The sequence below is a fragment of the Allorhizobium sp. nf9_anc genome (genome assembly GCF_056323085.1).
The window spans coordinates 2,878,585-2,893,360 of the sequence record NZ_CM150481.1 but is presented as its reverse complement, the minus strand read 5'-3'; the positions used below and the strand labels follow the sequence as shown (position 1 = coordinate 2,893,360).

Genomic DNA, 14,776 nt, shown 5'->3' with positions numbered 1-14,776 from the left:
AACACAGTCTAGGCATGTCCCATCTGCCTGTCCATCTCGCCCATCTTGCCCCTTCCTTTTGGCGCGAAAAACCCCTAAAGAACGCGGCCATGACGTATCTTTCGGCGGCCCGGATCATTCGAATTATTGGCCCGGCCCTCCCGGCGGCTTGAAGAGCTGCGGGAAGGTCCGGGTTTTTGGCGTTGGGTCTGAAAGCCTTAGCGCCCGCTTGCCGCCAATCCATGACATAATTCCGCGACCGCTTGAGGTCGCCCCATTCGATGGCTGATCCATGACCGATACCCCTGAAAAGATCGACTACTCCAAGACCCTCTATCTGCCCGAGACCGAATTCCCGATGCGCGCCGGCCTTCCCCAGAAGGAGCCGGAAATGGCGGCGAAGTGGAAGCAGATGGACCTCTACAAGCGCCTGCGCGCCTCGGCTGCCGGCCGCGAGAAATTCGTCCTGCATGACGGTCCGCCCTATGCCAACGGCAACATCCATATCGGCCATGCGCTGAACAAGGTCTTGAAGGACGTCATCACCCGCTCCTTCCAGATGCGCGGCTTCGATTCCAACTACGTGCCCGGCTGGGACTGCCACGGCCTGCCGATCGAGTGGAAGATCGAGGAAAAGTACCGCGAGAAGGGCAAGGACAAGAACGAGGTCCCGGTCAACGAATTCCGCAAGGAATGCCGTGAGTTCGCGCAAGGCTGGATCAACATCCAGTCGGACGAGTTCCGCCGTCTCGGCATCGAGGGTGACTTCGACAATCCCTACACGACCATGGCCTTCCACTCGGAAGCCCGCATCGCCGGCGAACTCCTGAAGATCGCCATGTCCGGCCAGCTCTATCGCGGCTCCAAGCCGATCATGTGGTCGGTCGTCGAGCGCACTGCGCTGGCTGAGGCGGAAGTGGAATATGCCGAGGTCGAGAGCGACACGATCTGGGTGAAGTTCCCGGTGGTCGAGGGCGCCGCCGATCTGAAGTCGGCTGCCGTCGTCATCTGGACGACCACCCCGTGGACTATCCCGGGCAACCGGGCGATCTCCTACTCCTCGAAGATCGAATACGGCCTCTACGAGATCACTGAAGCCACCAATGACTTCGGCCCGCAGCCGGGCGAAAAGCTGATCTTCGCCAAGCGCCTCGCGGAAGACGCTGCGACCAAGGCCAAGGTCACCTTCAAGCTGGTCCGCGACGTGACCGGTGCTGAACTCGGCGCCATCACCTGCGCGCACCCGCTGGCCGACCTCGGCTACACCTTTGCCGTCCCGATGCTTGACGGCGACCACGTCACCGATGACGCCGGTACCGGTTTCGTCCATACTGCGCCGTCGCATGGTCGCGAAGACTTTGAAGCCTGGATGGCGAATGTCCGCGCGCTCGAAGCCCGCGGCATCGACGTCAAGATCCCGTTCCCGGTCGATGATGCCGGCTTCTACACCGAAGACGCCCCCGGTTTCGGCCCGTCGGCCGAAGGCGGTGCTGCCCGCGTGCTCGACGACAACGGCAAGAAGGGTGATGCCAACAAGCGCGTGATGGACGCGCTGATCAAGGCCAACAATCTGTTCGCCCGTGGCCGCATCAAGCACGAATACCCGCATTCCTGGCGCTCCAAGAAGCCGGTCATCTTCCGCAACACGCCGCAGTGGTTTGTCTACATGGACAAGGACCTCGCCGACGGCACGACGCTGCGCACCCGCGCGCTCTCCGCGATCGACCAGACCCGCTTCGTCCCCGCCGGCGGCCAGAACCGTCTGCGCGCCATGATCGAGCAGCGTCCGGACTGGGTGCTGTCCCGCCAGCGCGCCTGGGGTGTGCCGATCTGCGTCTTCGCCGATGCCGAAGGCAATGTTCTGCAGGATGAGGCGGTCAACGCCCGCATCCTCGAAGCCTTCGAAGTCGAAGGCGCCGATGCCTGGTTCGCCGAAGGCGCCAAGGAGCGTTTCCTGGCTGGCGAGCATGACGGCGAAAAGTGGCAGATGGTCACCGACATCCTCGATGTCTGGTTCGATTCTGGTTCGACCCACACCTTCACGCTGGAAGATCGTCCGGACCTCAAGTGGCCGGCCGATGTCTATCTCGAAGGCTCCGACCAGCATCGCGGCTGGTTCCATTCGTCGCTCTTGGAAAGCTGCGCCACCCGTGGCCGTGCACCCTATAATGCCGTCGTCACCCATGGATTCACAATGGCCGAGGACGGCCGCAAGATGTCGAAGTCGCTCGGCAACACGGTGACGCCGCAGGACGTGATGAAGGAATCCGGCGCCGATATCTTGCGCCTCTGGGTCATGAACACCGACTACTGGGAAGACCAGCGTCTCGGTAAGACGATCATCCAGACCAATATCGACAGCTACCGCAAGATCCGCAACACGGTTCGTTGGATGCTCGGCACGCTCGCCCATGACCATGGCGACGAGATCGCCTATGCCGACCTGCCGGAACTCGAAAAGCTGATGCTGCATCGCTTGTCCGAGCTCGATCAGATCGTCCGCAAGGGCTATGACGAGTTCGACTTCAAGCGCATCGTCCGTGCACTCTCGGATTTCGCCAATGTCGAGCTCTCGGCCTTCTACTTCGACATCCGCAAGGACACGCTCTATTGCGAGGCCCCGTCGAGCCTGAAGCGCCGTTCGGCCCTCTTCGTCATCCGCAAGCTCTTCGACTGCCTGGTCCTGTGGTTTGCCCCGATGATGCCGTTCACGACGGAAGAGGCCTGGCTGTCGCGCGATCCGAACGCCGAGTCGGTGCATCTCGAACAGTTCCCGACGGTTCCGTCCGATTGGTCGAATGAGGCGGTTGCCGAAAAGTGGAAGGGCGTACGCGCCGTCCGCCGTGCCGTCACCGGTGCCCTGGAAATCGAGCGCAAGGAAAAGCGCATCGGCTCCTCGCTGGAAGCAGCCCCGGTCGTCCATGTCGCCGATGCCGAGCTTCTGAAGGCGCTTGATGGCCTCGACTTCGCCGAGATCTGCATCACCTCGGATATCCAGGTTGTCGCAGGCGAAGGCCCTGATGAAGCGTTCCGTCTCGATGATGGCACGAAGGTCGCCGTCGAGCCGAAGCTGGCCGAGGGCACCAAGTGCGCCCGCTCCTGGAAGATCACCAGGGATGTCGGCTCCGACGCTGAATACCCCGATGTTTCGGCCCGCGACGCCCAGGCGCTGCGCGAGCTTGCAGCACTCGGATAAGGAAATGTGACCGGATGATTTGCGCTTTCGTGGGTCATCCGGTAAAACTGCCTGAAATTGGCCGAAATCGACCGGCAGGGCTGGTCGCTAGCATTCGGCATGACTGATGTAACTGCGGCGAGGCTGGTAGGCATTCATGAATTCGGCATATTTGTTCAGAGTTGGCCTCGGTGTGGTTGGTCTTTTCGGCGCAACCGCTGGCCTGTCTGGCTGCGTCGGCAGCCCGACCTATGGCACCGACAAGACGGCGATGGAGCAGTTGGTGGACGACGTCGGCTCGGCCGTGTCGATCGCCCCGCGCGAGGCTGCCAACAAGGGTACCAAGTACAATCCGCGTCCTGACCTCGTGCTTCCCCCGGGCGGCACGCAGACCGCAGCGCTCGTCGCGCCGCAGGCATCCGTCGCCAGCCGCGAAAACAATCCGGAATGGGTGGAATCGCCGGAAGAGGCGCGTGAACGTCTCGTGGCCGAAGCCGACGCGAATGCCGATAACCCGCGTTATCGTTCGCCGCTGCTCGCCGGTTACGGCACCGCCGGCACGATGACGGAAACCCAGAAGTGGCAGGCCTTCCGCGACGCCCGCCAGCTGCAGAAGGGCGCCTATCTCGACCAGCGCCGTCTTCTCTCCGATCCGCCGACCGAATATCGCCAGACCCAGGACGTGGCGCTGACCGATCTCGGTGAGCCGGAACAGAAGAAGGAAAAGCGCCGCAAGAAGGAAGCCAAGGCTGCACAGCAGAACAGCTCCTGGTGGATGCCCTTCCAATAAGCGCATTTCGATTTCAAATTCTCCAGGGCAGGGCGGAAACGACCTGCCCTTTTGCTTGAGGTGTTTCCATGTCCTTCACCATCCGCGCCGCCACGCCTGAAGACGCCGCCACCATTCTCGGCTTCATCACCGAGCTCGCCGTCTATGAGAAGGCGGGCCACGAGGTGGAGGCGACGGAAGAGACGATCCGCGCGTCGATCTTCGGCGAAGGCTCGGTCACCGAGGCGGTGATCCTGGAAAGCGATGGTCGACCGGCAGGCTTTGCCGTCTGGTTCTACAGCTATTCCACCTGGCAAGCGAAAAACGGTCTTTATCTCGAGGATCTCTATGTCTCGCCAGACTATCGCGGCACGGGTGCCGGCAAGATGTTGCTGAAACATCTCGCAAGGATTGCCGTCGAAAAGGGCTGTGGCCGCTTCGAATGGAGCGTGCTCGACTGGAACGAGCCAGCGATCCGCGTCTATGATGCCATCGGTGCCGAGCCGCAGTCGGAATGGATCCGCTACCGCATGGCCGGCCAGGCGCTCAGGGACTTTGCCGGCATCGCCTGAAGCAGCGAGCAGCCCGCGCTCCTATTCCTCGTTTTCGACCGTGCGCGCCACCAGCGCCATATGCAGCGCCTGCAATGCAGGCGCGATGAAGGATATCCAGAGCAGAGCCATGTCACGTTCGGCATGGTCATGGCGGGAAAACACGAAGATCAGCGCGATCAGTGTGAGCATCAGGACTGGGGTCGCGGCAATCGCAACCAGCCGCGGTGCCCGCCAGTTGACGGTGCCGTTGGCCGACCATTGCATCGGCAGGCGATCGGTATCCGGCGCCACATGGCGATAGGCCCAGACCGCAATGGCGACCATGCCGGCGACAGACGCGATGAGCGCAACAAAGATCATCAGTCCCTCCTTTCCTGGAAGAAGCCCCGAAGCATCTCGGCAGCTTCGCTTTCGCGAATGCCGGAATAGACTTCCGGAACGTGGTGGCAGGTCGGCTGGTGGTAAAAACGCACGCCATTCTCCACCGCGCCACCTTTCACATCCCCGGCAGCATAATAGAGTCGCCGGATCCGGGCAAAGGAGATTGCCGCAGCGCACATGGTGCAGGGCTCGAGGGTGACATAGAGATCGGCGTCGATGAGCCGTTCGTCACCGATGGCGGCTGCCGCCCGCCGGATGGCGAGGATCTCGGCATGGGCGGTGACATCGTTCAGCGCCCGCGTCTCGTTGCCGGCGCGCCCGAGGATCTCGCCGTCATGCACGACCACGGCGCCAATCGGAACCTCGCCGCGCTCGCCTGCGGCGCGAGCCTCCTCAAAGGCCGCTTCCATGAAGCCGTTTGTCTTCCCCATGCACGAACTTTCCACTTAACCAGAGCCGCGCGCTCTGATACGACAGCCCAAACGACAGGCAAACAGCAAATGACATTCAAAGACAAGTCCAGGCGTCCGGGGGGCAAGCCCTCCGACCGCAGCGGCAAGCCGCAAACCAGAAAGCCGTCCGCAGCCTCCGCAGACAAGCCCGCCCGCGCCCCGCGCGCCGAGGCGCCGGCTGGCGACGACACGATGAAGCCCGAACGCATCTCGAAGCTCCTCGCCCGCGCTGGCGTTGCATCGCGTCGCGATATCGAGCGCATGATCATGGAAGGCCGCGTGGCCGTGAACGGCAAGGTGCTCGAAACACCCGTGCTGAACGCGACGCTGGCCGACAAGATCGAGGTCGATGGCCAGCCGATCCGCGGCATCGAACGCACCCGTCTGTGGCTTTACCACAAGCCGGCCGGCCTGGTGACGACCAATTCCGATCCGGAAGGCCGTCCGACGGTGTTCGAGAACCTGCCGGAAGACCTGCCGCGCGTCATGTCCATCGGCCGCCTCGACATCAACACCGAAGGCCTGCTGCTGGTCACCAATGACGGTGGTCTCGCCCGCGTTCTGGAACTGCCGACCACCGGTTGGCTGCGCCGCTACCGCGTGCGCGCCTATGGCGATGTCGATCAGCCGGCACTCGATGCGCTGAAGGAAGGCATTGCCGTCGACGGCGTGCTCTACGGCGCGATCGATGCGACGCTCGACCGCGAGCAGGGCCACAATGTCTGGATCACCATGGGTCTGCGCGAAGGCAAGAACCGCGAGATCAAGAACGTGCTCGGCGCGCTCGGTCTCGAGGTCAACCGCCTGATCCGCATTTCCTATGGCCCGTTCCAGCTCGGCGATCTGCCGGAAGGCCAGGTGCTCGAAGTCCGTGGCCGCATGCTGCGCGACCAGCTCGGCCCCCGCCTGATCGAGGAATCCAAGGCCAATTTCGACGCGCCGATCTACGCCCATGGCGTCGAAACGGACGACGAGGACGCACCTGCCGCACCGGCCAAGAAGCCTGGCCGCGAGCCGAAGGCCGACTGGGGTCGTGACGAGCGCCCGGCAGACAAGAAGCGCGCCGCGCCGAAGGACTGGGCTGACAAGGGTGACAAGCGCGAGCGCGCGCTTGGACGTCTCGACACCCGCCGCGACGATGGCAAGCCTGGCGACAAGTTTGGCGACAAGCCGAAGCGCCCGGTGACCAACACCAAGGGCCGGACCGCAAACGTCTGGATGGCGCCCGGCGCCCGTCCGCTCGGAGAAAAGGCAGCCGCTGCCGCTGCCCGCCGCAAGCCCGATCCGCGTGGCGCAAAGCCCGCCGAACGTTTTGACGACCGTCCGACCTCCACGGTCCAGATCACCCGCGCCCGTGACGAAGAGGGTGATTGGATCCGCGCCGACGGCCCGGACCAGAAGCCCGGCGGTCGCGATGGCGGCCGTGGCGAAAAGCGCGGTGGCTTCGGCGACCGTCCCGCCCGTCGCGACAGTGACGACCGTGCTCCGCGCCGCGAGGGCGCAGACCGTGGCCCGCGCCGCGAAGGAACCGATCGCGGCCCGCGCCGTGATTTCGGCGATCGCGCAGAACGCGCACCACGCCGCGAAGGCGATGACCGCGCGCCGCGCCGTGAAGGTGCAGACCGTGGTCCACGCAAAGATTTCGGTGACCGCGGCCCCCGCAAGGATTTTGGCGATCGCGGTCCTCGCAAACCTTTCGGCGACAAGCCGGATCGTCCGCGCACGGAACGGTTCACGCCGGATCGCGCCCGCGATGACAGGCCGCGTGACGACCGTCCCCGTGACGCCAGACCGCGTGATGACCGCCCCCGTGATGATCGTCCCCGGGGCGAGCGTCCGGCCGGCGACAGGCCTTTCGGCGACAAGCCGCGTGGCGCAAGACCTGCGGGCGACCGTCCATTCGGTGACCGGCCCGCTGGCAAGTCCTTCGGCAAGCCGGCTGGCAGACCTGCTGGCAAGTCATTTGGCGGCAAGCCTGGTGGCGGCAAAAGCTTCGGCGGCAAGCCGGGCGGACGGCCTGCCGGTGGCCCACGCTCTGGTGGCCCGGGCGGCAAGCCCTCCGGTCCCCGCACGGGCGCGCCCAAGGGCAAGAGGTAAGCCGTCATGCGCATCGTTGGCGGTGAGTTTCGTGGCCGCACGCTGGCCACGCCCAAGTCCAATGACATCCGGCCGACCGTCGACCGGACACGGGAAAGCCTGTTCAACATCCTCGCGCACGCCCATCCGGGCGTGCTCGATGGCACCCGCATCCTCGACCTCTTCGCCGGCACAGGTGCGGTCGGCATAGAAGCGCTGTCGCGGGGCTGCAAGTCGGCCCTGTTTGTCGAGAACAGCGTCGAGGGCCGTGGCCTGCTCTGGGAAAACATCGATGCCTTCGGCCTGCATGGCCGCGCTCGCATGTTGAGGCGCGACGCCACCGATCTCGGCCCGTCCAACAACATCGACGCCTTCGAACTGGTCTTCGCCGATCCGCCCTATGGCAAGGGTCTCGGCGAAAAGGCGCTCACGTCGGCCCATCAGGGCGGCTGGATCGCGCCGGGCGCCCTCGTCATCCTCGAAGAGCGCGGCGACGTGCAGGTTTCCGTCGATCCTGTTTTCGCCTTCCTGGAAGAGCGCACCTTCGGTGACACGAAAATGTACTTCTTTTCCTATAGGCCAGCCTGATCCCCCAAACGGAGAAAAGCTGGCCCATGGATCTCGTCGCTGAAACCCCGATCCCGTCAACAGCCGTGAAGGCCGATCCGACCATTGGCCTCGCCCTCGGGGCAGGGGGCGCGCGCGGCTTCTCGCATATCGCGGTGCTCGAGGTCTTCGACGAACTGGGCATCAAGCCCGCGCTGATCGCCGGCTCCTCCATGGGCGCGATCCTCGGCGCCGGTTACTCCGCCGGCATGAGCGGCCGCGACATCCGCGACTATGCGCTCGAACTCGCCGACAACAGGTCGCTGGTGCTGAACCGCTTCTGGAGCCTGAGGCCCGCCAGCATCCGTGCTCTTGGCGGCTTTCGCTTCGGCCAGTTCAATCTGCCGCGCCTGCTGCGGGCCTTCCTGCCGCCCCAGATCCCCGACACCTTTGCCGACCTGAAACTGCCGCTGACGGTCATTGCCACCGACTATTACGGCCAGTGCGAACTGATGCGCAGCGAAGGTGATCTCTACGAGGCGCTGTCGGCATCTGCCGCCATTCCCGCACTCTTCGCCCCGGTCACCATCGACGGTCGGTTGATGATCGACGGCGGCATCTTCAATCCGGTGCCCTACGATCACCTGGTCGGCAAGGTCGACATCATGGTCGCCATCGACGTGATCGGCGCGCCCGAGGGAGACGGCTCGGCGGTCCCCAACCGCATCGACAGCCTGTTCGGCGCCTCTCAGCTGATGATGCAGTCGCATATCGCCCTGAAGATGAAGATCTGCCAGCCGGACATCTACATCCGGCCTGAGGTGAACGCCTACAAGGTCCTCGACTTCTTCAAGGCGCGCCAGATCCTCGAAATCTCCGATCGCCTCAAGGACCCGCTGAAGCGGGAGCTTGCCGCGCGCATGGAAGATTTCGTGCGCCGCTGAGGATCAGGCGGCGGGGACCTCCTCTTCCGCTTCCACGGTCTGGATGGGCTTCTTCGGCTTGATCAGCGGCTCCGGCTTCACCGGCCGCTTGTGAATCAGTTCCCGGCCCGCGAGAATGCCCTCCTGGGCCTGAAGCCTCAGGCGCTCCTCGTCGCGGCGACGGATGTCCTCGCCGATTTCATAGGCCTCGTCCTCCGTGGCACCCAACCCTTCGAGCGTGCGACGGCCGAAGAGCAGACCGGATTCGAGGGTTTCGCGCACTTCGTATTCCACGTCCCGAGCCCGCAGTTCGAGACTGTGGATGCGATCATAGGAACGGACGAAAAGGCGCACGTCGGGATATTCGGAGCGAATGAGATCGACGATCTTGTCGGTGATCTCCTTTTTATGGGTGCAGACGGCGACGATTTTCGCCCTCTCGATGCCCGCGGCGCGCAGCATGTCGAGCCGGGTGCCATCGCCGAAATAGATGCGGAAACCGAAGGTCGACGCCTGTCGCACGCGGTCGGGGCTGTCGTCGAGGATGGTGACATCGCGCCCGCTGGCGAGCAGGATCTGGGCGGCAATCTGTCCGAAGCGGGAAAAGCCGACCATCAGCACGTCGGAGCCTGCACCTTCGAAATCCTCTTCCATCTCCTCCTTCTCGCCCGTCTCCCGCACCAGGAGGCGCTGGCCGATCTTCGCCGTCAGCGGCGTCAGCGCCATGGAGAGCGTCACGATCGAGATCAAAAGCGACGACTGCGCGCCCGAGAAGAGGCCGGCGGCCGCGGCGGTGGTGAAGAGGACGAAGCCGAATTCGCCGCCCTGCGGCAAGAGCATGCCGATCCGGATGGCGTCGTTGCGCGAGGATCCCGAGAGGCGGCAGATCGTGTAGATGACAAGCGCCTTCACCGCCATCAGCACGGGCACGGCGACGACAATAAGTGCGAGGTTGTCGACGATGACCTGCAGCTCCATCGATAGCCCGACCGCAATGAAGAAGAGCGCCAGAAGCAGCCCGCGGAAAGGCTCGATATCCGCCTCCAGCTCGTGGCGATAGGAGGATTCGGCCAGCATGACGCCGGCAAGGAAAGCGCCCATGGCCATGGAAAGTCCGGCCACCTGCATCAGGTAGGCGGATCCGAGCACGACGAAGAGGGCGGCTGCGATCATCACCTCGCGGGCACCCGTCCGGCCGATGATCTGAAACATCGGCGTCAGCAGATAGCGCCCGGCAAGGATCATCCCGATCACGGCAGCCACGGCGATCCCGATTTCGATCAGCGGCGATTGCTGCGCCTCGCCGCCTTGGGAGCTCAGGACCGTGACCATGGCCAGCAGCGGCACGATGGCGAGATCCTGGAAGAGCAGGATGGAGAAGGAGCGCTGCCCGTAGCGGCTGTTCATATCGCCATAGTCTTCGAGCAATTGCAGCGCAAAGGCGGTCGATGACAGCGCGAGGCCAAAGCCGGCAACCAGCGCGCCGCGCCAGTCGAGCAGACCTGCCGCATAGACCAGCGCCGTCACGACGAGACCTGTCAGCACCACCTGGCTCGTGCCCAGCCCGAAGATGTCGCGTCGCATGTGCCACAAGCGGCTCGGTTTCAGTTCGAGCCCGATGATGAAGAGCAGCAGCACGACCCCGAGTTCGGCGACCGCGAGGATTTCACCGGAGCCGCCGATCAGGTGCAGGACGGGGCCGATCACCACGCCGGCGGCCAGATAGCCGAGCACCGTTCCGAGACCCAGCTTGCGAAAGATCGGCGCTGCGATGACCGCTCCCCCGAGAAGAAGCAGCGGTTGGGCGAACAGGGCTTCGGTTGCGCTGGCCAAGGGTATTCTCCTCGTTTTCCGGGATCGAGCGGACTGGAATGGAACCTATGCCGGGCAAGTGAACGGAAAAGCCCGAACCGCCCTTGATGCCCCATCTCAGGCACAATAAATGGAGCAGGAAGGAAAGGCCAACCCATGCCCAATCAAATCGATTCCGCCAATCTCCTAGAACGCGCCGAACAGCTTGTCGATCTCGCCATAAAGGCGGGTGCGGACAAGGCTGATGCGGTGGTCGTGCGCTCCCGCTCCAAGGGCGTCAGCGTCCGCCTCGGCAAGGTCGAGTCGACCGAGGCTTCCGAGAGCGACGACTTTTCGCTCCGCGTCTTCATCGGCCGCCAGGTGGCGAGCGTTTCGGCCAATCCAGGCTTCGACCTCACGGCGCTTGCCGAGCGCGCGGTCGCGATGGCCAAAGTCTCGCCCGAGGATCCCTTTGCCGGCCTTGCCGACGAGAGCGACCTTGCCCGCGACATCCCCGATCTTGAGCTCTTCGACGATACCGAGGTGTCGAGCGACCAGCTGCGCGAAAGCGCGCTCGCCATGGAAGAGGTGGCCCGTTCGGTAAACGGTGTCAGCAATTCGCTCGGCGCCGGTGCCTCGGCCGGTATGGGTGGCCTCGTGCTTGTCACCTCGCACGGCTTTTCCGGCAGCTATGCCGGCTCGCGTTTCTCCCGCTCGGTCGGCGTCATCGCCGGCGAGGGCACGAAGATGGAGCGTGACCACGATTTCGACAGCCGTCTCTATTTCGCCGAGCTCGACAGCGCGGAAGAAATCGGTCGCCGCGCCGCCGAGCGGGCGATCCGCCGCTTGAACCCGCGCCAGGTCCCGACGGCCTCCAATCTCACCGTCGTCTTCGATCCGCGCGTCGCGCGCGGCTTCGCCGGTACCATTGCCGGCGCCATCAATGGAGCCTCGGTCGCCCGCAAGACCTCCTTCCTGCGCGACAAGATGGGCCAGCAGGTCCTGAAGGCTGGCCTCAACATCACCGATGATCCGCTGAAGGTCCGTGGCTCCTCGTCGCGTCCCTTCGATGGCGAAGGCATCTCCGGCAAGCCGCTGACGATGATCGAGGACGGGGTGCTGAAGCACTGGTTCCTGTCCTCGTCTGCCGCCCGCGAGCTTGGTCTGAAGACCAATGGCCGTGGCGTGCGTGGCGGCACCTCGGTGTCTCCGTCCTCCACCAATCTGGCGCTGGAACCCGGTGACATCTCTCCGGAAGAGCTGATCCGCAGCGTCGGTACCGGCCTCTACATTACCGACATGATCGGCCAGGGCGTCGACATGATCACTGGCGAGTATAGCCGTGGTGCCAGCGGCTTCTGGATCGAAAACGGCGAGCTCACCTATCCGGTGTCGGAGATCACCATCGCATCGAACCTCAAGGACATGTTCATGCGGATCACGGTGGCGAACGACATCGACCGCAAGTTCGGTGTCGCCGCCCCCACGCTCGCCATCGAGGGCATGACCCTTGCCGGGCTCTGACGGACAGACAAAGGACGGGCTGCGCTTCGACTGGCAGGCCGACCTCGCCCTGATCACCGACGCAGCCCGGGAAGCGGGCAAGGTGGCCATGGCCCATTTCGGCCAGTCGCCGGAAGTCTGGTGGAAGAACGAGGGCCGTTCGCCGGTCAGCGCCGCCGACTACGCCGCCAACAAGATCCTCGAGGAAATCCTCCGCCACGCCCGGCCCAATTACGGCTGGCTGTCGGAGGAGACAGACGACGATCCGGCGCGCCTCTCCTGCGAGACCCTATTCGTCATCGATCCGATCGATGGCACCCGCGCTTTCCTGGCCGGCAAGGACACCTGGTGCGTCTCGGTGGCTGTCGTCCACAAGGGCAAACCCGTCGCTGGCATCCTCGTGGCACCGTCGCTTGGGGAGGAGTTCACCGCAACAGCCGATGGCCCCGCCCGCCGCAACGGCCAGGATATCACGGTCTCCACGGCCGGTATCGAAGGCAGCCTGAAGGTCGCCTCGGCCCAGGACATGGTTGCCAGCTTCAGCCCGGTGCTGAGGCCCCGCATCGAACGCGTCGAGCATATCCCGTCGCTTGCCTACCGGTTGGCGCTCGTGGCCGACGGGCGCATCGACGCCACCCTGGTCAAGAAGAGCTCGCACGACTGGGACCTGGCGGCGGCCGATCTGATCCTTGCGCGCGCCGGCGGTTCGATCACCGATCTCGACGGGCAGGCGCTGGTATATAATCGCGAAGACGTGACCCATCCGGTGCTCTGTGCAGCATCGGCGGAGCTTCTTCCGGCATTGCTCAAGAACATCACGCGAATTCCTCGGAGTTGACCTTTGCAGCGAAATCGCGCAGATGAAAGCCGACTGACTGAGAATGAGAAAAGGCCGCAACTATGACGGAAACCAACGAAAACAAGCAGCTTCTCCATCTGGTTTTTGGCGGTGAACTGTCGAGCCTCGAAGAGGTCCAGTTCCGTGATCTGAACGCTCTCGACATTGTCGGCATCTTCCCCGACTACGCCAGCGCCCTGGTCGCCTGGAAGGCGAAGGCTCAGGCGACGGTCGACAACGCGCATATGCGTTATTTCATCGTCCACATGCACCGAATGCTGAACCCTTCGGACAAGTAAGTCGAAGGCCGGCGGTTTTCCAAAGACCGCCCGGACGACCCGTAAGGGTCACGTTTTGAACTCAGTCTTCTTGCATCTCTCTTGTTGCGTAGCGACGCCTCCTGACCGGGAAGAATGGCATTGTCGATGAAGATGAGCAGGTCCGATCGATGGCACTGAGCGATGGCCTAGCCTCCTTCGCCTTAACATCCTATGGCTGGCTAGGCCTTGCGGCCTATCCGCTGTCGGGGCCAATGCTTGCCTATCGTGCGGCCAAGGGCAAGGAAGACAAGGCCCGCCGCGGAGAGCGCTTCGGCCATGCGAGCCTTGCGCGCCCCGCCGGTCCGCTCGTCTGGATCCACGCCGCAAGCGTCGGCGAAACCACAGCCGTTGTCGCGCTGATGCGCGAACTGCGCCGCCGCGATATCCACGTGCTTCTGACCACCGGCACCGTGACCTCGGCCGAAGTGGCCAAGAACCGTCTCGGCGACATGGTCCTTCACCAATACGTGCCGCTCGACCTCCTGCCATCGATCCGCCGCTTCCTGGATTACTGGCAGCCGGATATCGCCATCGGCGTGGAATCCGAGATCTGGCCGACGACGCTGGCAGAACTCCATCGCCGCCATATTCCGCAGATCCTCGTCAATGCCCGCATGTCCGATCGTTCCTTCGATCGCTGGAAGCGGCATCCGTCGATCGCCGAAACGCTTTTTGGCAAGCTGGCGCTGGTCATCGCCCAGTCCGATCTCGATGCCGAGCGCTTCCGCGATCTCGGCGCTTGGCCGGTCAGCGTCTCCGGCAATATCAAGGTCGACAGCGATGCACCGCCGTGCGACGAGCAGGTTCTGGAGCGCTACCGCCAGCAGATCGGCGACCGCAAGACCTGGGCCGCCATCTCCACCTTCGATGGCGAAGAGAAGATCGCTTCCATGGTGCATCGGGCTCTGAAAGCCCACACGGGCATGTTGACCGTGCTCGTGCCACGCCATCCCGAGCGCAGCGACGAGATCGAGGCCATGCTGGTCGAAAAGGGCCTCGTGGTTGCCCGCCGCACGCGCGGCGATGTCATCACGCCCGAGACGGATGTCTTCCTCGGCGACACGATCGGCGAGATGGGCCTTTATCTGCGCCTGACCGAAGTCGCCTTCGTCGGCCGTTCGCTTGCCGCCGATGGTGGCCAGAACCCGCTGGAGCCGGCCATGCTCGGCTGCGCGGTTCTCTCCGGTCCGCAGGTCAGCAATTTCCGCGAAAGCTACCAGCGCCTCGTGCGCAAGGGATCCGCTCGAATCGTCCGCGATGCCGAAATGCTGGCCAAGGCCGTCCACTTCCTCCTCAACAACGAGGTGGCGCGCTCGAAGATGATCGATGCAGGCCTTGAAAGCATGCAAGAAATGCGCGGCGCCCTGAGCGCGACGCTGAAGGGTCTCGAGCCCTATATCAGCCCTCTCTCCGTCAAGGCCAAGCTCGAGCCGCGCACCGCCAGCCAGAGCTGACCCTCCAACAGGATC

13 protein-coding genes are annotated in these 14,776 nt (G+C 64.0%); 10 read left to right on the top strand and 3 right to left on the bottom strand.

Going from position 1 to position 14,776, the window contains the following annotated elements; all coding sequences use genetic code 11:
- Positions 1-271: 271 nt before the first annotated feature.
- The 3 genes from ileS to AC02Y0_RS14180 all read left to right on the top strand — a co-directional run bounded on the left by ileS (position 272) and on the right by AC02Y0_RS14180 (position 4,495).
- Positions 272-3,175 carry an isoleucine--tRNA ligase gene (gene ileS / locus AC02Y0_RS14190; RefSeq protein ID WP_476379526.1) on the top strand — a complete coding sequence of 968 codons (2,904 nt, stop codon included), beginning with the start codon at positions 272-274 and terminating at the stop codon, positions 3,173-3,175.
- A 136-nt stretch (positions 3,176-3,311) separates the two neighbouring features.
- Positions 3,312-3,944: a hypothetical protein gene (locus AC02Y0_RS14185; protein ID WP_476379525.1), complete on the top strand. Its 633-nt coding sequence runs from the start codon at positions 3,312-3,314 to the stop codon at positions 3,942-3,944.
- 68 nt (positions 3,945-4,012) lie between these two features.
- Positions 4,013-4,495 (top strand): N-acetyltransferase family protein, encoded by a 483-nt coding sequence (locus AC02Y0_RS14180; RefSeq protein ID WP_476379524.1) that lies wholly within the window; start codon positions 4,013-4,015, stop codon positions 4,493-4,495.
- A gap of 21 nt (positions 4,496-4,516) precedes the next feature.
- Here the strand turns inward: AC02Y0_RS14180 and AC02Y0_RS14175 are convergent, their stop codons facing one another.
- The gene (locus AC02Y0_RS14175) at positions 4,517-4,837 is read right to left on the bottom strand and encodes a hypothetical protein (protein WP_444557512.1); all 321 of its coding nucleotides are present in this window, start codon (positions 4,835-4,837) and stop codon (positions 4,517-4,519) included.
- The gene (locus tag AC02Y0_RS14170) at positions 4,837-5,289 is read right to left on the bottom strand and encodes a nucleoside deaminase (RefSeq protein WP_476379523.1); all 453 of its coding nucleotides are present in this window, start codon (positions 5,287-5,289) and stop codon (positions 4,837-4,839) included. Before AC02Y0_RS14170 ends, AC02Y0_RS14175 begins: the two co-directional genes overlap by 1 nt.
- Positions 5,290-5,358: 69 nt before the next feature.
- Between AC02Y0_RS14170 and AC02Y0_RS14165 the strand changes: the two genes are divergently transcribed.
- Genes AC02Y0_RS14165 through AC02Y0_RS14155 form a run of 3 tightly spaced genes read left to right on the top strand, consistent with a single transcriptional unit; the run spans position 5,359 to position 8,876 of the window.
- Positions 5,359-7,407: a pseudouridine synthase gene (locus AC02Y0_RS14165; protein ID WP_476379522.1), complete on the top strand. Its 2,049-nt coding sequence runs from the start codon at positions 5,359-5,361 to the stop codon at positions 7,405-7,407.
- Positions 7,408-7,413: 6 nt separating this feature from the next.
- The gene (gene rsmD / locus AC02Y0_RS14160; RefSeq protein WP_476379521.1) at positions 7,414-7,974 is read left to right on the top strand and encodes a 16S rRNA (guanine(966)-N(2))-methyltransferase RsmD; all 561 of its coding nucleotides are present in this window, start codon (positions 7,414-7,416) and stop codon (positions 7,972-7,974) included.
- Positions 7,975-8,000: 26 nt separating this feature from the next.
- Positions 8,001-8,876 (top strand): patatin-like phospholipase family protein, encoded by an 876-nt coding sequence (locus tag AC02Y0_RS14155; RefSeq protein ID WP_476379520.1) that lies wholly within the window; start codon positions 8,001-8,003, stop codon positions 8,874-8,876.
- Between the two features lie 3 nt (positions 8,877-8,879).
- On the opposite strand, the gene AC02Y0_RS14150 is transcribed toward AC02Y0_RS14155, so the two are convergent.
- Positions 8,880-10,688, bottom strand: coding sequence for a monovalent cation:proton antiporter-2 (CPA2) family protein (locus tag AC02Y0_RS14150; protein ID WP_476379519.1), 1,809 nt, complete (start codon positions 10,686-10,688; stop codon positions 8,880-8,882).
- Positions 10,689-10,823: 135 nt separating this feature from the next.
- Here AC02Y0_RS14150 and AC02Y0_RS14145 point away from each other — a divergent pair, with 135 nt between their 5' ends.
- The 4 genes from AC02Y0_RS14145 to waaA all read left to right on the top strand — a co-directional run bounded on the left by AC02Y0_RS14145 (position 10,824) and on the right by waaA (position 14,761).
- Positions 10,824-12,170, top strand: coding sequence for a TldD/PmbA family protein (locus tag AC02Y0_RS14145; RefSeq protein ID WP_476379518.1), 1,347 nt, complete (start codon positions 10,824-10,826; stop codon positions 12,168-12,170).
- Positions 12,157-12,987: a 3'(2'),5'-bisphosphate nucleotidase CysQ gene (locus AC02Y0_RS14140; protein ID WP_476379517.1), complete on the top strand. Its 831-nt coding sequence runs from the start codon at positions 12,157-12,159 to the stop codon at positions 12,985-12,987. Before AC02Y0_RS14145 ends, AC02Y0_RS14140 begins: the two co-directional genes overlap by 14 nt.
- 62 nt (positions 12,988-13,049) lie before the next feature.
- Positions 13,050-13,286 (top strand): DUF4170 domain-containing protein, encoded by a 237-nt coding sequence (locus AC02Y0_RS14135; RefSeq protein ID WP_476379516.1) that lies wholly within the window; start codon positions 13,050-13,052, stop codon positions 13,284-13,286.
- A 155-nt stretch (positions 13,287-13,441) separates the two neighbouring features.
- Positions 13,442-14,761 (top strand): lipid IV(A) 3-deoxy-D-manno-octulosonic acid transferase, encoded by a 1,320-nt coding sequence (gene waaA / locus AC02Y0_RS14130; protein ID WP_476384040.1) that lies wholly within the window; start codon positions 13,442-13,444, stop codon positions 14,759-14,761.
- Positions 14,762-14,776: the final 15 nt, after the last annotated feature.